The following is a 20,330-nucleotide window of genomic DNA, read 5'->3' as shown; positions in this document are numbered from 1 at the left end:
AACAGCGAGCCGATCGCGGCGCGGTTCGGCAGTCGACAAGTCTTGCCGGCCTAAACCTTTTTGCCCAGATTTGTGAAGGTTCTCACCTCGGGGAATGTCCGGTCGGCACGGCGACTCGCCGTCGCGCCGACCGGACCCCCCTCAGCTCAACGGGCGGCCAGTGGCTGCGCGGCCGGCCCGACCGGGGCGGGCAGCGCGCCGACACCACCGAGGTAGCCGTGGATCGCGGCGGCAACCGCGCGCCCCTCCGCGATGGCCCACACGATCAGCGAAGCGCCCCGGTGCATGTCCCCGGCCACGAACACGCCGTCCGCGTCGGTCTGCCAGTCGTCCCGGGCGTCGATAGCGCCCCGGGCGTTGCGGGCCACCCCGAACTGCTCCAACAGCGGCTGCTGCTCGGTGCCCTCGAACCCGATCGCCAGCAGCACCAGGTCGGCGGGCAACTCCCGCTCGGACCCCGGCACCACGGTCAGCACCCGCCGGCCGTCCACCTTCTCGACCGTCACCTCGGCGATCCGTACCGCACGCACCTGACCGGTTCCGTCGTCCACGAACTCCTGCACCGCCACGGCGAAGACCCGCTCTCCGCCCTCCTCGTGCGCCGGGTAGTTGCGCAGCAGCCACGGCCAGGTCGGCCACGGATCCCGGGCCTCGTCGCGCTCGGTCGGCGGCTGCGGGTACAGGTCGAGCTGGTGCACACCGGCGGCGCCCTGCCGGTGCGCGACGCCGAGGCAGTCCGCCGCCGTGTCACCGCCACCGATGATCACCACGTGCTTGCCGGCCGCGTCGATCGGGGTGCCGTCCGGCAGCACCGCCTGCGCCAACCGACGCTCGGCGGCCTCCTCGGTGGTCGCGGTCGCGACCGCCCGGTTCGCCGCGACCAGGTGCGCCATCGCCTGGTGTACGCCCCGAAGCGCCCGCCCCGGCGTCTCCGGCGTGTCCCGGCCCTGCAACGCCCCACAGGCCAGCAGCACCGCGTCGTGCTCGGCGCGCAACTGCTCGGCGGTGACGTCGACGCCGACGTGCACGCCGGTGCGGAAACGCACCCCCTCGGCGGTGAGCTGGGCCAACCGGGCGTCGATATGCCGCTTCTCCAACTTGAAGTCGGGGATGCCGTACCGGAGCAGGCCACCGATCGCGTCGTCGCGCTCGTACACCGTCACGGCGTGACCGGCGCGGGCGAGCTGCTGGGCGGCGGCGAGCCCGGCGGGCCCGGAGCCGACCACGGCCACCGACCGGCCCGACGGCGTCGGGATCGGGCGCGGGGTGAACCCGCGGGCGGCCGCCGCGTCGGCGATCTCCACCTCGACCTGCTTGATCGTCACCGGTTGGCCGCCGGCGATGCCGAGTACGCACGCCGCCTCGCAGGGCGCCGGGCAGAGCCGCCCGGTGAACTCCGGAAAGTTGTTGGTGGCGTGCAGCGACTCGACGGCGGCGTCCCAGTTGCCGGTCCGCACCAGGTCGTTCCAGTCTGGGATGCGGTTGCCCAGCGGGCAGCCGTCGTGGCAGAACGGGATGCCGCAGTCCATGCACCGGGTGGCTTGCTCGCGGACCAGCTCCTCACCGGCCGGCGGGTAGACCTCCCGCCAGTCGCTGATCCGCACCGGCACCGGACGGCGGGCCGGCAGACGCCGGTCGTAACGCAGGAAACCGTTCGGGTCAGGCACGGGCCACCTCCGGGGTGGCCGCCCGCGGCGCGGGCGGCACGGACGCGGCCGGCGCGCTGAGTGCGCTCATCACCGCGTCGTCGACGTCGTGGCCGGCGGCTTCGGCGGCCTTCATGATCTCCAGCACCCGGCGGTAGTCGCGGGGCACCACGGCGGTGAACTCGGCCACCGCCTCCGGCCAGCGCTTGAGCAACTCCTCGGCGACCGCCGAACCGGTCTCGGCGACGTGCCGCTGGATCAGCTCGTGCAGCAGCGTCTGCTCCTGCTCGCTCAGCGGCGCCAGGTCGACCAGCTCCGCGTTGACCCGGGACCGGTCCAACCGGTGCACGAACGCGGTTCCGCCCGACATGCCGGCGGCGAAGTTGCGGCCGGTCGCGCCGAGCACCACCACGGTGCCGCCGGTCATGTACTCACAGCCGTGGTCGCCGACGCCCTCGACGACGGCGACCGCGCCGGAGTTGCGCACCGCGAACCGCTCCCCCACCCGGCCGCGCAGGAAGACCTCGCCCGCCGTCGCGCCGTACAGGATGGTGTTGCCGGCGATGATCTGGTCCTCCGCGCGCTGCCCCGGCTCGGCGTCGGGGTCGAGGAACGGCGCGGCGGCGTCCGGACGGACGACGATGCGTCCGCCGGAGAGGCCCTTGCCCACGTAGTCGTTGGCGTCGCCGTGCAGCCGCAGGGTGACGCCCCTCGGCAGGAAGGCGCCGAACGACTGGCCGGCGGTGCCGTGCAGCACGAACTCGATGGTGTCCTCGGGCAGGCCGTCGCCGCCGAAGCGGCGGGTCACCTCGCCGCCGAGCATCGCGCCGACGCTGCGGTGCTCGTTGCGCACCGCCACCTCGACCCGCACCGGCGCGCCCTCGGCGAACGCCGGGGCGGCCAGCGCGATCAGCTCGTTGTCCAGGGCATGCTCCAGGCCGTGGTCCTGGGCGCGGACCCCGCGTCGGACGGTGCCGGCGGGCAGCTCCGGCAGGTGCAGGACGGGAGCCAGGTCGAGACCGTGGGCCTTCCAGTGCGACAGCGCCGGGGCCACGTCGAGCAGCTCGCTCTGCCCGATCGCCTCCTCGATGGACCGCAGGCCCAGCTCGGCCAAATATCCCCGGACCTCCTCGGCGAGGAACAGGAAGAAGTTCTCGACAAACTCCGGGGTGCCCGTGTACCGCTCGCGCAGCACCGGGTTCTGGGTGGCGATGCCGACCGGACAGGTGTCCAGGTGGCAGACCCGCATCATCACGCAGCCCGAGACGATCAGCGGCGCGGTCGCGAAGCCGAACTCCTCGGCCCCGAGCAGCGCCGCGACCAGGACGTCCCGGCCGGTCTTGAGTTGGCCGTCGACCTGCACGGTGACCCGGTCACGCAGCTTGTTGAGCAGCAGCGTCTGCTGCGCCTCGGCCAGGCCAAGCTCCCACGGGGTGCCGGCGTGCTTGAGCGAGTTCATCGGGGACGCGCCCGTGCCACCGTCGTGACCGGAGATCAGGATGACGTCGGCCTTGAGCTTGGCCACACCTGCGGCGACGGTGCCGACGCCCACCTCGCTGACCAGCTTGACGTGCACCCGGGCCGCCGGGTTGACGCACTTCAGGTCGTGCACGAGCTGCGCCAGGTCCTCGATCGAGTAGATGTCGTGGTGCGGCGGCGGCGAGATGAGGCCGACGCCGGGGGTGGCGTGCCGGGTACGGGCGATCCACGGCCAGACCTTGTTGCCGGGGAGCTGGCCGCCCTCGCCGGGCTTCGCGCCCTGGGCCATCTTGATCTGGAGGTCGTCGGCGTTGACGAGGTATTCGCTGGTCACGCCGAACCGGCCGCTGGCGATCTGCTTGACCGAGGAGCGGCGCAGCGGGTCGTGCAGCCGATCGACGTCCTCGCCGCCCTCACCGGTGTTGGACTTGCCGCCGAGGCGGTTCATCGCGATGGCGAGCGTCTCGTGCGCCTCGGCCGAGATCGAGCCGTACGACATGGCACCGGTGGCGAACCGCTTGACGATCTCGGTGGCCGGCTCGACCTCCTCGATCGGCACCGCCGGACGGACCCCGGTGCGCAGGGTGAACAGGCCCCGCAGCGAGCCGGCCTGCGCGGCGAGCCCGTCCACCTTGGACGTGTACTGGCGGAAGACGTCGTACTGCCGGCTGCGGGTGGCGTGTTGCAGCAGGAAGACCGTCTCCGGGTTGAACAGGTGCAGCTCACCCTCGCGACGCCACTGGTACTCGCCACCGACCTCCAGCCGGTCCGAGTCGGCGGTGCCCGCCGGCGGCCAGGCCAGCGCGTGCCGGGCGGCCACCTCGGCGTGCACACCGGCCAGCCCGACGCCGCCGATCCGGCTCGGGGTGCCCCGGAAGTACCTGTCGATGAGCCGGCTGTCCAGGCCGACCGCCTCGAAGACCTGCGCGCCGCAGTACGACGAGACCGTCGAGATGCCCATCTTGGACATGATCTTGAGGACGCCCTTGCCGAGCGCCTTGGCGTAGTTGCGCACCGCTGCGGCCGGCTCGACCCCGGCGAGCGCACCAGTGGTGATCATGTCCTCCACGGACTCGAACGCCAGGTACGGGTTGACCGCCGCCGCGCCGTACCCGATCAGGACCGCCGCGTGGTGCACCTCGCGGCAGTCGCCGGACTCCACGATCAGCGCCGCCTGCGTACGCGTCTGCTCGCGGACCAGGTGCTGGTGCACGGCGGCGGTGAGCAACAGCGACGGGATCGGCGCGAGATCGGCGTTGGAGTCCCGGTCGGAGAGCACCAGGATGCGCACGCCGTCCTCGATGGCCTCGGAGACGTGCCGGCAGATCTCGATCAGTCGCGCCTTGATCCCGGCCGCGCCGTCGCGCAGGCGGTACAGGCCGGACACCCGAACGGCCTTGAAGCCGGGCAGGTCACCGTCCTCGTCGATGGAGAGGATCTTCGCCAGCTCGTCGTTGTCGATGATCGGGTGCGGCAGCACGATCTGCCGGCAGCTCGCCGCGGTCGGGTCGAGCAGGTTGCCCTCCGGCCCGATCGTCGACGCCAGGCTGGTCACCAGCTCCTCGCGGATGGCGTCCAGCGGCGGGTTGGTGACCTGTGCGAAGAGCTGGTGGAAGTAGTCGTAGAGCAGTCGCGGCCGCGTCGACAGCGGCGCGATCGGGGTGTCCGTGCCCATCGAGCCCAGCGGCTCCGCGCCGGTCCGCGCCATGGGCGCGAGCAGGACCTTCAGCTCCTCCTGGGTGTAGCCGAAGGTCTGCTGACGGCGACGCACCGAGTCGTGGGTGTAGACGGTGTGCTCGCGGGCCGGCAGGTCGTCCAGCTCGATCAGCCCGGCGTGCAGCCACTCGGCGTACGGCTCGGCGGCGGCCAACTCGGACTTGATCTCGTCGTCGTGCACGATCCGGCCGGCCACGGTGTCGACCAGGAACATCCGGCCCGGCTGGAGCCGGCCCTTGGCCACCACGTGGGCGGGGTCGAGGTCGAGCACGCCCGCCTCGGAGCCCAGCACCACGAGACCGTCGTCGGTCTGCCACCAGCGCCCCGGGCGCAGCCCGTTGCGGTCCAGCACCGCGCCGACGATCTCGCCGTCGGTGAAGGCGACCGACGCCGGCCCGTCCCACGGCTCCATGAGGCTCGCGTGGAAGCGGTAGAACGCCCGCTTGTCCGGCTGCATGCCGGGGTCGTTCTCCCACGCCTCCGGGATCATCATGAGCACCGCGTGCGGCAGGCTCCGACCGGCCAGGTGCAGCAGCTCCAGCACCTCGTCGAAGTTCGCCGAGTCCGAGGCGGCGGGGGTGCAGACCGGGAAGACGCGCCGGATGTTGCCCGGCACGTTCGGCGAGCGCAGCAGCGCCTCGCGGGCCTGCATCCAGTTCCGGTTGCCGCGGATCGTGTTGATCTCGCCGTTGTGGGCGATGAACCGGTACGGGTGCGCCAGCGGCCACGAGGGGAACGTGTTCGTGGAGAAGCGGGAGTGCACCAGCGCGATCGCGCTGTCGACCCGCTCGTCGCGCAGGTCCGGGTAGAACGCCGGCAGCTGGTCGGGCGTGAGCATGCCCTTGTAAACCATCGTGCGGCTGGACAGCGACGGGAAGTACGCCGGCACGCCCCGCTCGGCGGTCTCCCGCTCGGCCTGCTTACGAAGGCAGAACGCCACCCGGTCCAGCTCGATGCCGCGCAGCGGGGAGCCGGCCGGTCCGGCGGGCGAGTCGGTGAGGCGGTGCGCGGCCACGAAGACCTGGCGGACCCGGGGCATGGCCGCCAGGGCGGTGTCGCCGAGCCCGTCCGGCGCGATCGGCACGTCCCGCCAGCCGAGCAGGTCCGCGCCCTCGACCAGCGCGTACTTCTCGACCACCCGACGGGCGCGCGCCTCGGCGGCGTCGTCGTCGGGCAGGAAGACCAGGCCGGTGGCGTACTCGCCGGCCGGCGGCAGCGGAATGCCGGCGACGGCGCGCAGGAACGCGTCCGGTACCTGGATCATGATGCCGGCGCCGTCGCCGGTGTTGGGCTCCGCGCCCCGGGCACCCCGGTGGTCCAGGCGGCAGAGCGCGCCGAGCCCGTTGGCGACGACGGAATGGGACCGTCGGCCGTACAGGTCCGCCACGAAGGCGACCCCACAGGCGTCGTGCTCCTGCGCCGGGTCGTAGAGGCCCTGGGCCTCGGGGCGGGGGCCGGGCGTCGGGGACGCCTGCGGGCTGTGCGGGTGCGGCTGTGTCGAATCCGCGTACGGCTGAGCCACCGGGCCTCCTGTCGTCACTCAGGTTGGATCATGGGTGGGGACGACGTCGGCCCGTGGGTCTATTGAGTCTACGTTAGGGCTGGGGGGACAAGGCCACTCAAGATTGATCACACCGTCCAGAGTCTGGGACGTGTAGTCTCGCGCGGTGGATTCGGTGCACAAAGACATCTTCGACCAGTTGGAACGTTTCTACGACGCGGTGCCCCGCGACGTCGCCGGTGTCGAGGAGCACGGCGGGTTGGCGCTGTTCGTCCGCGAGGGTGCCGGCTGGCCGTTCTACGCCCGCCCCCGGATCGACGCCACCGAGCCGCCGTCGCTGGCCGACGTGACCTCGGTACGGGAACGCCAGCGCGAGCTGGGCCTGCCGGAGGCGTTCGAGTGGGTGCACGAGACGACGCCGGAGCTGCTCGCGGTGGCCCGCTCGGCCGGGCTGTCCGTGCTGGAGGCCCCGCTGATGGTCCTCGACCCGGCCGCCCTGCCCGACCCGGCGACGCTCTCCGACGTACCCGTGCGGGTGCTGGCGGCGGACTCACCCGACTTCGCCGCGGACGTGGCCGCCCGGCGGGCCGTGGCGGCCGTGGCGTTCGGCGTCCCCGGCACCGCGCCCGGCGAGGCCGGACCGGCCGAGCGGGACGCGGCCGTCACCGAGCTGGAGGTGGCCGCGCTCGACGAGGAGCGGACCCGCATCGCCGACGGTCGACGGATCTCCGCGCTGGCCGGCACGCCGACCGAGGGTGCGCTGGCCAGCGGCATGGCGATGCGCGTGGATGATGTCGCCGAGATCGCCGGAGTGGCCACCCTGCCGGCCGCCCGCCGACGCGGAATGGGCGCCGCGCTGACCGCCACCCTCGCCCGGGAACTGCTCGCCGCCGGGACCGGGCTCGTCTTCCTCTCCGCCGGCAGCGAGGAGATCGCCCGGGTCTACCTGCGGGTCGGCTTCCGCCGCATCGGCACCGCCTGCATCGCCGAACCCGCCGCCCTGATTCCCTGAGCCGCCCGGCCGCTGTCACGCCGGCCGCACCGGCGCGAGTCGGTCAGGCCGGCGGACGCCACTGGGCCGCGGAGGCGGCGGCGCTGGAGAGCAGCCGCGAGTTGATCGTGCCGAGCGCGGCGTCCCGGGCACGCAGCGCCAACCGGCCCCGGGTCTGCAGCACCGCGGACATCCGCCGGGTCTGCCGGACCACGGTCGCCGCCCGGGGACGGCGCACGCGGTCGTACGTCTGCACGGCGTCGGGTAGCCGGGCCTCGCGCAGCAGGGAGGCGAGGGTGGCGGCGTCCTCGAACGCGAGGCAGGCGCCCTGCCCGAGGTGCGGCGGCATGGCGTGCGCCGCGTCGCCGAGCAGCACCACCCCGCCCGGCCCGACCCCGAAGCCGTACGCGCGCGGCAGCGGGCGGAGCTCGCGCACCTCCTGCTGGACGAGGTCGCTCGGGTCGGTGGCGTCGAGCAGCGCGCCGATCGGCGCGGGCCAGCCGGCGTACCAGCGGCGCAGGAGAGCGAGCTGGGTCTCCGGCGGCTCCGGGCGGGGAGCGCCGGCCGCCGTGGCCACCCAGTAGATGCCACCGCGCGTGGAGCCACCCGAGGAGCCCCGCTCGCCCAGCGAGGCGGCCACGAAGCGGTAGCCCGCGCCGAGCACCTCGCCGCCGATCGGCTGGTCGGCGGGCAGCCGGGGCGCCCGGTACCAGGGGATGACGGCACGCCAGGCGGCGCAGCCGGAGCTGACCACCCGGGACTCGGGGGCCAGTTGGCGGCGGATGACGCTGTCCGTGCCGTCCGCCGCGACCACCAGGTCGGCTTCGATGGTGTGCCGTCCGTCGTTCACACCCGGTCGTTCGCCCGGATCGACGCGGACGTGGCGTACGGTCACCCCGGTTCGCAGCTCGACCCGGTCGCCGAGGCCGGCGATCAGGGCGTCGTGCAGGTCCTCGCGGTGCACCACCACCGGCATCCGGTCGGCCGGCGTCGGCCGGGGCTGCACGAGCCAGTGCCCGTCCGGACGGCGTACCCCGCCATCGGGCAGCGGTGTGGCGATGGCGGCCAGACCGGCGCCCAGGCCGAGGGCCTGCAGGGCACGCACACCGTTGGGCCAGAGCACCACGGCGGTCGGCTCGGGTCGAACCCGCTCGGCACGGTCCAGCAGGGTTACCTGCCACCCGGACCGGGCCAGCGCGCCGGCGACCGCGAGGCCCCCGACCCCGGCGCCGACCACCACCGCGCTTCGCATCGGGCCGCCCCCGCTCAGCTGTCCCGGTCGGCGGGGCGTACGCCGGTGGCGTCGGCCCGGGCCCCGTCGCGCCCCTCGGGCGTACCGTCCGTCGACTCGGCGGCGCGGTCCTCGTCGGCGGACGACTCGGCGCCCTCCGGGAGCACGTCGTCGGCCGGCTCCGGTGGCGCCACACCGGTGTCCCGCCAGGTGGCGTACTGCTCCTCGCTGACCACCCGGTAACCCTCGGGGGCGGCGGCGCGTGCGCCGGTCTCGCGTGCGGAGACGTCGACCTGCGACAGGTCGGACGTCGTGGGCGGCGTGGCGGTGGCCGCCGCGCCGATCGGGATCAGGAACTCCCGGGGGCCACGAACCCGCACGAAGTAGGCCAGCGCGCCGAGGAAGACCAGGGCCGCGGTCCACACGTTGAGCCGTACGCCGAAGATCTGGTTCGCCTCGTCGGTACGCATCAGCTCGATCCAGAACCGGCCGGCGGTGTAACCCATGACGTACAGCGCGAACGCCCGGCCCCGCCCGAGCTTCAACCGCCGGTCCAGGACGAGGACCAGCCCGGCCACCCCGACGTTCCACAGCAACTCGTAGAGGAACGTCGGGTGGTAGAGGCCCGGTTCGAGAATCGGCTGGCCGGCGTCGTCGCGCAGGGCGTGCCCGGGGCTGTCCGGGTCCATCCGGTGGATCTCCAGACCCCACGGAAGGGTCGTCCGGCCGCCGAACAGCTCGTTGTTGAACCAGTTGCCCAGCCGGCCGACCGCCTGGGCCAGCGGCAGCCCGGGGGCCAACGCGTCGGCCACCACGCCGAGCGGGATGCCGAGCTGGCGGGCCGCGATCCAGGCGCCGACCGCGCCGCCCGCGACCGCGCCCCAGATGCCGAGGCCGCCCTCCCAGATGTAGAACGCCTTCAGCGGCTCGCCGCCGGCGCCGAAGTACTTCTCCGGCGAGGTGATCACGTGGTAGACCCGGGCGCCGATGATGCCGGCGGGCACCGCCCAGACGGCGATGTCGAGCACCGCCCCGGGCGCGACGCCACGCTGGCGCAGCCGACGCTCGGTCACCCAGCAGGCCAGCACGATGCCGGCGATGATGCACAGCGCGTACGCCCGCAGCGGGAACGGCCCGAGCTGCCAGACGGCGGTGCTGGGACTGGGCAGGGCCGCCTGGGGAGATAGCGAGGCGATGGTCACGGGTGCACACGCTACCGCTGCGCACCCCCGCAGCGGCACCCCGGGCCGCCGTACCGCGCTCGGAATGACGTCTGGTTCGCGGTGCCGGAGCCGCCGGAGAGGCCGGGCGACGGACGGGCGGCACCCGGTCGAGCGTGATGCCTGTGCGTCATCAAGATGACGCACAGGCATCAGAGTTGTCGCACCCGTGCCGCAGAAGCGGCGAGCGACGCGGGCCGGGTCGGCCCGCGGCGGCGCTCAGCGGGCCGGGTTGCGGACGCCCTCGGCGAGTTCGGCGCTCAGGGTACGCAGCGCGGCCAGCCCTTCGGCCTCGGACGAGGCGTCCAGGACGCACCGCACCAGCGCGCTGCCGACGATCACCCCGTCGGCGTACCCGGCGACGGTGCTGGCCTGCGCGCCCGTGCCCACGCCCAGGCCGACCCCGACGGGCAGGTCGGTGGCCCCGCGCACCCGCGAGACCAGGGTGGGAGCGGCGTCGGAGGTACGCGCCCGCGCGCCGGTCACCCCCATCACCGCCGTGGCGTAGACGAAGCCCCGGCAGTGCTCGACGGTCATCGCGAGCCGCGCGTCGGTGGACGACGGCGACACCAGGAAGGTGCGGTCCAGCCCGTGGGCGTCCGAGGCGGCCAGCCACTCCGCCGCCTCGTCGGGAATCAGGTCCGGCGTGATCAGGCCGGTGCCACCGGCGGCGGCCAGGTCACGGGCGAACACGTCCACGCCGTACCGCTCGACGGGGTTCCAGTAGGTCATCGTGACGACCGGCGCGCCGGTCGCCGCGACGGCCTCGATGATGCGCATCGTGTCGGCCGTACGGACCCCGCCGGCCAGCGCGATGTCGCTGGCCTTCTGGATGACCGGCCCGTCCATCACCGGATCGGAGTACGGGATCTCCACCTCGATGACGTCGACGCCGGCCTCGACCATCGCCGTCATGGCCGCGATGCTGCCCTCGACGGTCGGAAACCCGGCCGGCATACAGCCCACCAGCACGGCCCGCCCGTCGGCCCGGGCCTTGTCGAAGGCCACCCCGATGCGACTCACCTCAGCGCTCCTTGTCGAGGATGCCGAAGTAGTCCCCGGCGGTGTGCACGTCCTTGTCGCCCCGGCCGGAGAGGTTCACCACGATGGTGGGCTCCCGGCCCAGCTCGGCGGCGAGCTTCGGGGCCAGCGTCACGGTGCCGGCGAGCGCGTGCGAGCTCTCGATCGCCGGAATGATGCCCTCGGTGCGGCAGAGCAGTTCGAAGGCGGCCATCGCCTCCTCGTCGGTCACGGGCAGGTAGCTGGCCCGGCCGGTGTCGTGCAGCCAGGCGTGCTCGGGCCCGACGCCCGGGTAGTCCAGGCCGGCGGAGATCGAGTGCGACTCCAACGTCTGCCCGTCGGCGTCCTGCAACACGTACGTGCGGGCACCGTGCAGCACGCCCGCCGACCCGCCGGTGATGCTGGCCGCGTGCCGACTGGTGGTCACCCCGTCGCCGCCGGCCTCGAAGCCGTACAGCCGCACGTCCTCGTCGGCAACGAAGGCGTGGAAGATGCCCAGCGCGTTGGAGCCGCCGCCGACGCAGGCGGTGACCGCGTCCGGCAGCGCGCCGGTCAGGTCGAGGCACTGCTGCCGGGCCTCGTCACCGATGCCCCGGACGAAGTCCCGCACCATCGCCGGGAACGGGTGCGGCCCGGCGGCGGTGCCGATCAGGTAGTGGGTCCCGTCGACGTTCGCCACCCAGTCGCGCATCGCCTCGTTCATCGCGTCCTTGAGGGTGCGCGAACCGGTGGTGACCGGTACGACGGTGGCGCCGAGCATCCGCATCCGGGCCACGTTGAGCGCCTGCCGCTCGGTGTCGACCTCGCCCATGTAGACCACGCACTCGAGGTCGAACAGGGCGGCGGCGGTCGCGGTGGCGACGCCGTGCTGGCCCGCCCCGGTCTCGGCGATCACCCGGGTCTTGCCCATCCGCTTGGTGAGCAGCGCCTGGCCGAGCACGTTGCGGATCTTGTGCGCGCCGGTGTGGTTGAGGTCCTCGCGCTTGAGCAGCACCCGGGCGCCGACCTTCGCGGAGAACCGGCGGGCCTCGTAGAGCAGCGACGGCGTGCCGGCGTAGTCGCGCAGCAGCGCGCCGAACTCGGCTCGGAAGGACTCGTCCGCGATCGCCGTCCGCCACGCCCCGTCGAGCTCGTCCAGCGCGGCCACCAGGGCCTCGGGCACGAACCGACCGCCGAAGCGGCCGAAGTGGCCGGCGGAGTCGGGCTGCGAACCGGCCACCGGGGCCAGCGCGTCGGCGCTCATCGGACAATCCTCTCGGTGGGGCGGCACACCGGCGCGGTCAGCGCACCGGCCGGGGCGTCGCCGGGTGGTTACCGGCGTTGACCAACTCGGCCACCGCCTCGCGTGGGCTCTTCTGGGTGACCAGTCCTTCGCCGACCAGGACCGCGTCGGCGCCGGCGGAGGCGTACCGGATCAGGTCGTGCGGCCCGCGAACGCCGGACTCGGCGATCTTGACGACGCTGCTCGGCAGGCCCGGCGCGATCCGCTCGAACACCGAGCGGTCCACCTGAAGGGTACGCAGGTCACGGGCGTTGACCCCGATCACCTGCGCGCCGGCCTCCAGGGCCCGGTCGGCCTCCTCCTCGTCGTGGACCTCGACGAGCGCGGTCATGCCCAGCGACTCGATCCGCTCCAGCAGGCCCATCAGCACGTTCTGCTCGAGGGCGGCCACGATCAGCAGCACCAGGTCGGCGCCGTGTGCGCGCGCCTCGTGCACCTGGTAGCTGGAGACCACGAAGTCCTTGCGCAGCACCGGCACGGTGACGGCGGCCCGGACGGCGGCGAGGTCGTCCAGCGAACCGCCGAACCAGCGCCCCTCGGTCAGCACGCTGATGGCCCGCGCGCCACCCGCCGCGTAGTCGACGGCGAGGTCGGCCGGATCGGCGATCTCCGCCAGCCGGCCCTTGGACGGCGAGGAGCGCTTGACCTCGGCGATGACCGCGACACCGGGCTTGCGCAGCGCGGCGTACGCGTCCAGCGGCGGCGGCGCCGCCGCGGCCAGTTCACGGATCCGTTCCAACGGAACCTGCTCCTGGCGACGGGCGACGTCCTCGCGCACGCCAGCCAGAATCTCGTCGAGCACGCTTACGGACGCCGCCTGACCGGCCTCGTCCCCCTCCGCGTGCGCATGCTCAGCAGTCACCAACGGACTCCCCTCTCCGGGTGTCATGGGCCGATGCTAGGGGCACCCGACCGAGGCCGGGAGCCGGGGGTATGGCGCTGCTCACGAAAAGGCCTGCGGCATAATGGCCGACTTGCCGTGAAGGGGATGTCACGCAGCGCCACCTCCGTATCGACCGCCGTCACACGACGACAACCCGGCGGCTCCGGTCGAACCGGGCCGACCCATCGATCATGCCACCCACCGCCGATCGCCGCCCGATGACAGCGACAGCAGTCGATGTTGTGAGCAAGCTCAAGGCCGAACGGCCCCTCCCAGGTCGCGGGCGCGGCGGGACAGTTGACGGGGTGGTCACCCGGACGAAACGTCGGCCGGTGAGCATCGTCCTCGGGCAGACTCGATGACGCGCCTGCCCGACCGTCGCCGACTCCTCGTGTGGAGTGAGCCATGAACACTGCCGAGTCGAACTCCAGCATCGGACTGACCACCATCTCGCGGACCATGGCGTCGTTCGCCGTCGGGGTGGTGCACACCCTGGAACGGGCCGTCGTCGGTGAGGGCCGGATGCGCACGGCACGCGGTAACGCCTGGGAGGCGGTCTGCGCCGACCGGGCCCGCGCCGACCGACGCGCCGAGCTGGACCGCCTGGTGGCCGAACTGACCGCCACCCGCGCCGCCGCGCGCCCGCAGCGGGACCGTCAGCCGGTCGTCCGGGAGCGGGACCGTCAGCCGGTCGGCTGATCAGCCGGCCGTGGGGTCCTCGCCCCGGTCCAACGCGTCCCACGCCTCGGTGGTCCGCCGACCGGCCATCGGGCCCGGGGCGGCAGCCGTGCTCGGCCTACTCTCCGTGACGGTCCGCGTCGGCCGTTCGTACCGGGCGCCCATCGCCGGCCACCCGCCGCCGCGCAGTGCCGTCCACCCACCACCCACGGCGACGAGCAGACCGCCGACCAGGCAGAGCGCCGGCCACTGCCGACTCACCACACCGTCGAGGTCGGCGACCAGTCCGTAACCAGCGCCGGCCGACACCGCCAGGCCCAGCGCGCCGAGCAGCACACCCAGCAGCCGCCGTACCCGACCCCGGGTGGCCAGCACCGCGCCGCCACCGGCCAACGCCACCACGGCCAGCGCCGGCAGCCACGGCAGCAGGGCGGCCCCGCTGCGCGCCTCGCGCACCGGCGGCAGCGGCGCCGGCCGCGCGGTCAGCTCGACCGACCAGCCCCGGGTCGCCATCCACAGCGCCAGGCCCGCGCCGGCGAGACAGAGCAGCATCGCGTACGTCAGCTCGCGCCGACCCTTCACGTTCATCGGGCCGCCCGCAGCGTTTCGGCGGCGGCGATCGCGGCCAGCACGGCGGCGGCCTTGTCGCGGGTCTCCTGCTCCTCGGCGGCCGGATCCGAGTCGGCGACCACTCCGGCCCCGGCCTGCACGTAGGCGCGGCCGTCACGGATCAGCGCGGTCCGGATGGCGATCGCCATGTCCAGGTCGCCGCCGAAGCCGAAGTAGCCGACCGTCCCTCCGTAGACGCCACGGCGTACCGGCTCCAACTCCTCGATGATCTCCATGGCGCGCACCTTGGGCGCGCCGGAGAGCGTCCCGGCCGGGAAGGTCGCGGCGAGCGCGTCGAACGCCGAACGGTCGTCACGCAGCGTGCCGGTCACGGTGGAGACGATGTGCATCACGTGGCTGTACCGCTCGATGGTCGCGAACTCGGGCACCTGGACGCTGCCCGGCTCGCAGACCCGGCCCAGGTCGTTGCGGCCCAGGTCGACCAGCATGACGTGCTCGGCGCGCTCCTTGGGATCGGCGAGCAGCTCGGCGGCGAGGCCCGCGTCGGCCGCCGGGGTGCCGCCGCGCGGGCGGGTGCCCGCGATCGGGTGCAGCAGCACCCGCCGCCGCCCGTCCGCGCCGGCGGTGACCTTCAGGTGCGCCTCCGGCGACGAGCCGACGATGTCGAACCCGTCGAAGCGCAGCAGGTACATGTACGGGCTGGGGTTGCTGGTGCGCAGCACCCGGTAGACGTCCAGCGGGTCGGCGTGCGTGGCCCGCTCGAACCGCTGGGACAGCACGATCTGGAAGCACTCGCCCGCCCGGATCGCCTCCTTGGCCGCCTCCACGGCCTTGACGTAGCCCCCCTCGGGCGTACGACAGACGACCTCGCCGGCCGGTGGACGCGCGACCGTCGAGATCATCGGCGGGATGGGTCGGGACAGCGCGGTGGTCATCGCGTCGAGGCGACCCACCGCGTGGTGGTACGCGGCGGTGACGTACGCGGCGCGGTCCGTCGCGTCCAGCGGTGGCAGTACCGCGTTGGCGACCAGGATCGCGGAGCCGTCGTAGTGGTCGAGCACCACCAGGTCGGTCGCGAGCATCATGCCCAGCTCCGGCACGCCGAGGTCGGACTCGGTCAGCTCGGGCAGCCGCTCGAAGCGACGGACGAGGTCGTACCCGAGGTAGCCGACCATGCCCCCGGTCAGCGGTGGCAGGCCGTCGCCGGGGCCGGGCGGCGGCCCGGCGAGCGCCGCCACGGTGTCCCGCAGCACCCGCACCGGGTCGCCGTCGGTGGGCAGCCCGGCCGGGGGCTGCCCGAGCCAGGTCGCCGCGCCGTCGCGCTCGACGAGGGTGGCGCTGCTCCGGACGCCGATGAACGAGTACCGCGACCAGGCCGTGCCCGCCGAGCCGACCCCCTGCTCGGCCGATTCGAGCAGGAAGGTGCCGGGCCCGCCGGCGAGCTTGCGGTAGACCCCCACCGGAGTCTCGGCGTCGGCCAGCAGCCGGCGGGTGACCGGTACGACACGCCAGCCGGCGGCCAGTTCGGTGAAGGTGGCCAGGTCGGGGCTCACCGCGCCGTCGGTCATGCGTCGGCCCGCCTCTCGGTCCCGGCGGGGCTCCGCCGCACCGTGCTCACCGGGCGTCCGGCGCGGTGACCGGCAGCTCGGTGAAGAAGCACGTCCGGTGCCCGGTGTGGCAGGCCGCGCCGACCTGGTCGACGCTGACCAGCAGGGCGTCGCCGTCACAGTCCAGGGCCACCGAGCGCACGTACTGGTGGTGCCCGGAGGTGGCGCCCTTGACCCAGTACTCGCGGCGGCTGCGCGACCAGTAGGTGGCCCGGCCGGTGGTGAGGGTGCGGTGCAACGCCTCGTCGTCCATCCAGGCGACCATCAGCACCTCGCCGGAGTCGTGCGCGCGTACCACCGCGGCGACCAGGCCGTCGGCGTTGCGGCGCAACTGGGCCGCGATGGCCGGATCGAGCCGGGACGGACGGACCGGCGTCGAGGCCACCGGGCCGCTCGGTTCGCTGGGGACGCCGGTCACCGGCGCGTCAGGTACGGGCACAGTTGCCCATTGTCCCGCACGTGGGGTGGGCACCGGCGACGGCTCCCGCCGAGGGTTCGGCCGGTCGGCCACGGGCCGCGCGAGCTGGGCCACGTAACGGTCGAGGCGGCCGTCGACCAGGGCCTCGGCCAGGTCGGTGCCGGAGGATTCGGCGATCTCCCCGGCGTACGGGCGGATCAGCGCCACGGTGCCGGCGACCAGCCGCACGGCGGCGGCCCAGAGCTGGCCGGTGGCGCCCGGGCGCAGGCCGAGGCAGCGGAGCATGTCCTCGCGGTAGCCGGCCGGGGCGACCGGCAGCTCCAGGGCCGCCGCGAACGCCGCGCGGCGGGACGACACCCGCACCGACGGGTTCGCCGGGCGCAGCACCGACGGGCAGATCCGGGCCAGGTCCGCCACGGCGAGCCGGACCCCGAGGCGGTCGGTGGCGGCGCGGGCGGCAGCGGCCTTGCCGAGCAGGGCGATCAGCTCCTCCAGCCGGGGCGGCTCGGCGGGCTGGCAGAGCACCGGCAGGTCGATCCGGGGCCGCCAGTGCGGGTCCGCCCAGAGCAGCCGGGCCGGCGCGGTGACCGGCAGTCCGAACGCCCAGTCGGCCGGCTCGCCGAGCCGGTGCACCCAGGAGCGGACGTCCCGCGCCGCCACCGACACGTGGGTGACCCGACCGGCGGTTTCGGCCAGGTACGCGCGACGGGCGGCGTACGGCGAGCCACCGACGAGCACGTCGAGGTCGACGTCGCTGTGCGCGGTGGCCGCCCGCCGGGCGTGACTGCCGCGCAGCAGGATGCCGACGACCGGCCGTTCGGCGGCGTCCCGCAACCGCGCGGCCCAGTCCTCGAGAAATCCGCTGTGCGGTAACGGAGCGTGACCCACGGCGTCATCGTGCCGTACGTCCGATCGGCACGCAATGCCCGTTGCCGGACCTGCTGTCCGGTCCGAAGCCTACTGCCCGTTGTCACGCTAGGCGCGAGGGCGGGCACCAGAGGACAGGCCGGCCGTTGCGCGGGCCGCACACTCCTCTCTAGCGTTGGAATTCAACGAGCGATGAGTTTCTTGGAGGTGCGCGATGGACGACGCGATAGGCGTCCACGACCTGGTGGTCGATCGGGGCGGGCGGCGGGTGCTGGACGGCATCACCTGCGCCGTCCCGCGGGGCGCCGTCACCGGTCTGCTGGGGCCCAGCGGCAGCGGCAAGACCACGTTCATGCGCGCCGTGGTCGGCGTGCAGGTGGTCACCTCGGGGACGGTGACCGTGCTGGGCCAGCCGGCGGGGGCCCCGGCGCTGCGGCACCGGGTGGGCTACCTCACGCAGGCGCCGAGCGTCTACGCCGACCTGACCGTGCGGGAGAACGCCCGCTACTTCGCGGCCCTGTACGGACGTGGGCGGGCCGAGGCGGACGAGGCGGTGAGCGCCGTCGGGCTGGCCCAGGCGGCCGGTCAGCTGGTCGCCACCCTCTCCGGCGGCCAGCGCAGTCGGGCCTCGCTGGCCTGCGCCCTGGTCGGCGACCCGGAGCTGGTCATCCTCGACGAGCCGACCGTCGGTCAGGACCCGGTGCTGCGGGCCGACCTGTGGGCCCGGTTCCACGCCATGGCCGCCGCCGGCACCACCCTGCTGGTGTCCAGTCACGTGATGGACGAGGCGGCCCGCTGCGACCGGCTGCTGCTGATCCGCGAGGGCCGGCTGATCGCCGACGACAGCCCGGACGCGATCCGGGCCGCCGCCGGTGTGGACGACCTCGACGAGGCGTTCCTGCGGCTGATCCGGGCCGGCGAGACGAAGGCGTCAGCCGGGCGGGAGAACTCATGAACGTGCGGATCCTGGCGGCCACCATCGGCCGCGTCCTGCGCCAGCTCCGGCACGACCGGCGGACGATCGCGCTGCTCGTGGTGGTGCCGACCGTCCTGCTCACGCTGGTCTACTACATGTACGCCGACAAGCCGACACCGCTGGGGCAGCCGTCGGTGTTCGACCGGGTCGCGCTGGTGATGCTGGGAACCTTCCCCTTCGTGATCATGTTTCTCGTGACCAGTATCGCGATGCTGCGCGAGCGCACGTCCGGCACCCTGGAGCGGCTGCTCACCACCCCGCTGGGCAAGCTCGACCTGCTCTTCGGGTACGGCATCGCGTTCGGGCTGGCCGCCGCCGTGCAGGCCACGTTGGCGGCCGGTCTGGCGTACTGGGTCTTCGATCTGCGGACTCTCGGCAGCAGCGGTCTGGTGATCGGGATCGCGGTGCTCGACGCGGTGCTCGGGGTCGCCCTCGGCCTGCTGTGCAGCGCCTTCGCCCGCACCGAGTTCCAGGCAGTACAGTTCCTCCCGGTCGTGGTGATCCCGCAGCTCCTGCTGTGTGGGCTGTTCGTGGCCCGGGACGAGATGGCCGGCTGGCTCCAGGGCCTCAGCGGTGCCCTGCCCCTGACGTACGCCATCGAGGCGTTGCAGGAGGTCGGCGCCCACGCCGAGCCGACCGCGACCATGTGGCGGGACGTGGGCGTGGTGTTCGGCGCGGTGGTGTTGGCGCTGGTGCTCGCGGCGGCGACCCTGCGTCGGCGCACCGGCTGACCGACCGGCGGCGACCCGCGCGGGGCGGGTCGCCACCCGCCGCCGGGAGGCCGGCGGCGTCAGCGGACGAACGAGGGGCGGCGATGACGCGGCGTACCGGCCGGCGACCCGGCAACCCGGACACCCGGGAGGCGATCCTCGACGCGGCGCGGGCGACGTTCGCCGAACGGGGTTTCGACGCCGCCCCGATCCGCGCCATCGCCGCCACCGCCGGGGTGGACCCGGCTCTGGTGCACCACTACTTCGGCACGAAGGACCAGCTCTTCCGGGCCGCGATGAACTTCCCCGTGGACCCCGCCGAGCTGCTGCCGGCGGTGCTCGCCGGTGACCAGGACGGCGTCGGCGAGCGGCTGGTACGGACCTTCATCGGCATCTGGGACTCACCGGCCGGCAGCGCCGGAGTGGCGCTGGTGCGCTCGGTGCTCAGCAGCGAGTGGACCGCTCGGCTGCTGCGGGAGTTCGTCACCACGCAGGTGTTGCGCCGGGTGCTCGACCAGCTCGACGTCGACCCGGCCGAGGTCCCGCTGCGCGGCTCGCTGGTCGCCACCCAGCTCATCGGCCTCGCCATGATCCGGCACGTGGTACGGCTGGAGCCGGTCGCGTCGGCCGATCCGGAGCTCCTGGTCGCCACCATCGGCCCCAGCGTCCAGCGGTACCTCACCGGGTCGCTGCCGATCTAGGGCCGGGCGCGGTCAGCGGGGCGGGTGCACGTCGGCGGGGCGGCGCAGCGGCGGGAGCAGCCGGCCCAGCTCGTCGGGGCCGGTGAGCGGGCACGGGAACGCCAGCCGGACGCGCCGCCGTGCGCCGGGGCGTCCGAGAGCGACCACCAGCCCGTAGCGGTCGACCCGCACCACGCGCGGCGGGCCGTCCGGGGCCTCTTCGGTCAGGCCGAGCTGCCGGCACAGGTAGTCGGTGACGGCGGCGGGCTCGCGCTGGGCGAAGTCGGCGAGCAGCAGGGCCTCGAAGGGGTGCACCGGATCCGGCTCCGCCTCGGCGTACTCCACCGGGTCGATCCGGTGCACGACGCCGGCCCGCTCCCAGCGGACCTCGGCCACCTCGAAGCGGAACAGCCGGAACCGGGCGCCGACGTCGAGCAGGTCGCCGGTCGGCTCGACGGCCGCGAAGTCGACCGCGGCGCGGCGTGCCTCGTCGTCGTGCAGTTCGGCGGCCCAGCCGGAGACCCAGGCCCGCCCGAGCCCGGGAGCGCCGGCCGCGGGCGGCAGGTCGAGGACGTCCAGGACCACCGCGACGTCGTCGCCCCCGGCGGCGGGCTGTAGCGCGGCGCCCAGGTGGCTGGCCACCGGCACCAGCAGCAACACGCGGCCGTCGGGGTCGGTCACGTGCCGGGCGTGGTGCGGACCCGGGCGGCGAGCCAGGTGGACGAGGCCGGGCAGGCGACCGGCGACGAGGGTACGGACGATCTCGGCGGGGCTGGGCCGCATGGCGCAACCTCCTTCAAAGGTTAGCCTTACCTAACCGGAGCGTAGAGCACCAGCACCACCGCGTCCACCAGC

Annotated in this window: 16 protein-coding genes and 1 pseudogene; 5 read left to right on the top strand and 12 right to left on the bottom strand. The window is 73.9% G+C overall.

From position 1 onward, the window contains the following. Window positions 1–146: 146 nt before the first annotated feature. On the bottom strand, window positions 147–1,667 hold the full coding sequence (locus AB0B55_RS06275) for a glutamate synthase subunit beta (protein WP_357170756.1): 1,521 nt from the start codon (window positions 1,665–1,667) through the stop codon (window positions 147–149). After that, window positions 1,660–6,363 (bottom strand): glutamate synthase large subunit, encoded by a 4,704-nt coding sequence (gene gltB, locus AB0B55_RS06270; protein ID WP_357127094.1) that lies wholly within the window; start codon window positions 6,361–6,363, stop codon window positions 1,660–1,662. The genes AB0B55_RS06275 and gltB overlap by 8 nt, the downstream gene beginning before the upstream one ends. Before the next feature lie 154 nt (window positions 6,364–6,517). On the opposite strand from gltB, the gene AB0B55_RS06265 reads away from it, so the two are divergent. Then, window positions 6,518–7,354: a GNAT family N-acetyltransferase gene (locus tag AB0B55_RS06265; protein ID WP_357127342.1), complete on the top strand. Its 837-nt coding sequence runs from the start codon at window positions 6,518–6,520 to the stop codon at window positions 7,352–7,354. Window positions 7,355–7,397: 43 nt separating this feature from the next. Here AB0B55_RS06265 and AB0B55_RS06260 read toward each other — a convergent pair whose 3' ends face one another. From AB0B55_RS06260 to trpC, 5 genes are all read right to left on the bottom strand, one after another. Next, the gene (locus AB0B55_RS06260; RefSeq protein ID WP_357127090.1) at window positions 7,398–8,585 is read right to left on the bottom strand and encodes an NAD(P)/FAD-dependent oxidoreductase; all 1,188 of its coding nucleotides are present in this window, start codon (window positions 8,583–8,585) and stop codon (window positions 7,398–7,400) included. Window positions 8,586–8,599: 14 nt separating this feature from the next. Further along, window positions 8,600–9,766 carry a prolipoprotein diacylglyceryl transferase gene (lgt, locus tag AB0B55_RS06255; RefSeq protein WP_357170754.1) on the bottom strand — a complete coding sequence of 389 codons (1,167 nt, stop codon included), beginning with the start codon at window positions 9,764–9,766 and terminating at the stop codon, window positions 8,600–8,602. A gap of 237 nt (window positions 9,767–10,003) precedes the next feature. Further along, window positions 10,004–10,807 (bottom strand): tryptophan synthase subunit alpha, encoded by an 804-nt coding sequence (gene trpA / locus AB0B55_RS06250; RefSeq protein WP_357127084.1) that lies wholly within the window; start codon window positions 10,805–10,807, stop codon window positions 10,004–10,006. Between the two features lies 1 nt (window position 10,808). Next, a complete protein-coding gene (gene trpB / locus AB0B55_RS06245) occupies window positions 10,809–12,047 on the bottom strand; it encodes a tryptophan synthase subunit beta (protein ID WP_357170752.1) in 1,239 nt (412 codons plus the stop codon). Between the two features lie 37 nt (window positions 12,048–12,084). Beyond that, entirely contained in the window at window positions 12,085–12,888 is an 804-nt protein-coding gene (gene trpC, locus AB0B55_RS06240; RefSeq protein ID WP_039906616.1) for an indole-3-glycerol phosphate synthase TrpC, read from the bottom strand. A 486-nt stretch (window positions 12,889–13,374) separates the two neighbouring features. On the opposite strand from trpC, the gene AB0B55_RS06235 reads away from it, so the two are divergent. Next, window positions 13,375–13,668, top strand: a complete 294-nt coding sequence (locus AB0B55_RS06235; RefSeq protein ID WP_357127078.1) for a hypothetical protein — start codon at window positions 13,375–13,377, stop codon at window positions 13,666–13,668. On the opposite strand, the gene AB0B55_RS06230 is transcribed toward AB0B55_RS06235, so the two are convergent. The 4 genes and pseudogenes from AB0B55_RS06230 to AB0B55_RS06215 all read right to left on the bottom strand — a co-directional run. Next, on the bottom strand, window positions 13,669–14,235 hold the full coding sequence (locus AB0B55_RS06230; protein WP_357127075.1) for a Trp biosynthesis-associated membrane protein: 567 nt from the start codon (window positions 14,233–14,235) through the stop codon (window positions 13,669–13,671). Beyond that, window positions 14,232–15,785, bottom strand: a complete 1,554-nt coding sequence (locus tag AB0B55_RS06225) for an anthranilate synthase component I (RefSeq protein WP_357170750.1) — start codon at window positions 15,783–15,785, stop codon at window positions 14,232–14,234. The genes AB0B55_RS06230 and AB0B55_RS06225 overlap by 4 nt, the downstream gene beginning before the upstream one ends. 46 nt (window positions 15,786–15,831) lie before the next feature. Further along, window positions 15,832–16,263 (bottom strand): phosphoribosyl-AMP cyclohydrolase, encoded by a 432-nt coding sequence (hisI, locus tag AB0B55_RS06220; RefSeq protein WP_357127339.1) that lies wholly within the window; start codon window positions 16,261–16,263, stop codon window positions 15,832–15,834. A 180-nt stretch (window positions 16,264–16,443) separates the two neighbouring features. After that, window positions 16,444–16,767: pseudogene (locus AB0B55_RS06215) on the bottom strand (phosphoribosyl-AMP cyclohydrolase); the annotation flags it as partial. A 556-nt stretch (window positions 16,768–17,323) separates the two neighbouring features. Between AB0B55_RS06215 and AB0B55_RS06210 the strand changes: the two are divergent. The 3 genes from AB0B55_RS06210 (at window position 17,324) to AB0B55_RS06200 (ending at window position 19,496) form a co-directional block, all read left to right on the top strand. Then, window positions 17,324–18,064 carry an ABC transporter ATP-binding protein gene (locus AB0B55_RS06210; protein ID WP_357127070.1) on the top strand — a complete coding sequence of 247 codons (741 nt, stop codon included), beginning with the start codon at window positions 17,324–17,326 and terminating at the stop codon, window positions 18,062–18,064. Further along, window positions 18,061–18,816 (top strand): ABC transporter permease, encoded by a 756-nt coding sequence (locus tag AB0B55_RS06205; RefSeq protein ID WP_357127067.1) that lies wholly within the window; start codon window positions 18,061–18,063, stop codon window positions 18,814–18,816. The genes AB0B55_RS06210 and AB0B55_RS06205 overlap by 4 nt, the downstream gene beginning before the upstream one ends. An 83-nt stretch (window positions 18,817–18,899) precedes the next feature. Then, window positions 18,900–19,496: a TetR family transcriptional regulator gene (locus AB0B55_RS06200; RefSeq protein WP_357170748.1), complete on the top strand. Its 597-nt coding sequence runs from the start codon at window positions 18,900–18,902 to the stop codon at window positions 19,494–19,496. 12 nt (window positions 19,497–19,508) lie between these two features. On the opposite strand, the gene AB0B55_RS06195 is transcribed toward AB0B55_RS06200, so the two are convergent. Beyond that, on the bottom strand, window positions 19,509–20,258 hold the full coding sequence (locus tag AB0B55_RS06195) for a DUF2470 domain-containing protein (protein ID WP_357170746.1): 750 nt from the start codon (window positions 20,256–20,258) through the stop codon (window positions 19,509–19,511). Window positions 20,259–20,330 lie beyond the last annotated feature (72 nt).

It is taken from the genome of Micromonospora sp. NPDC049107 (genome assembly GCF_040648595.1).
GTDB lineage: Bacteria > Actinomycetota > Actinomycetes > Mycobacteriales > Micromonosporaceae > Micromonospora.
The sequence above is the reverse complement of the archived record's forward strand: the minus strand, read 5'-3'. Positions and strand labels throughout refer to the sequence as shown.

What these genes read in the sequence shown, in the direction of transcription:
- AB0B55_RS06260 (WP_357127090.1), bottom strand. Translation starts at nt 8,585, where the DNA reads ATGCGAAGCGCGGTGGTGGTCGGCGCCGGGGTCGGGGGCCTCGCGGTC.
- trpB (WP_357170752.1), bottom strand. Translation starts at nt 12,047, where the DNA reads ATGAGCGCCGACGCGCTGGCCCCGGTGGCCGGTTCGCAGCCCGACTCC.
- AB0B55_RS06235 (WP_357127078.1), top strand. Translation starts at nt 13,375, where the DNA reads ATGAACACTGCCGAGTCGAACTCCAGCATCGGACTGACCACCATCTCG.
- AB0B55_RS06230 (WP_357127075.1), bottom strand. Translation starts at nt 14,235, where the DNA reads ATGAACGTGAAGGGTCGGCGCGAGCTGACGTACGCGATGCTGCTCTGT.
- AB0B55_RS06225 (WP_357170750.1), bottom strand. Translation starts at nt 15,785, where the DNA reads ATGACCGACGGCGCGGTGAGCCCCGACCTGGCCACCTTCACCGAACTG.
- AB0B55_RS06210 (WP_357127070.1), top strand. Translation starts at nt 17,324, where the DNA reads ATGGACGACGCGATAGGCGTCCACGACCTGGTGGTCGATCGGGGCGGG.
- AB0B55_RS06205 (WP_357127067.1), top strand. Translation starts at nt 18,061, where the DNA reads ATGAACGTGCGGATCCTGGCGGCCACCATCGGCCGCGTCCTGCGCCAG.
- AB0B55_RS06200 (WP_357170748.1), top strand. Translation starts at nt 18,900, where the DNA reads ATGACGCGGCGTACCGGCCGGCGACCCGGCAACCCGGACACCCGGGAG.
- AB0B55_RS06195 (WP_357170746.1), bottom strand. Translation starts at nt 20,258, where the DNA reads ATGCGGCCCAGCCCCGCCGAGATCGTCCGTACCCTCGTCGCCGGTCGC.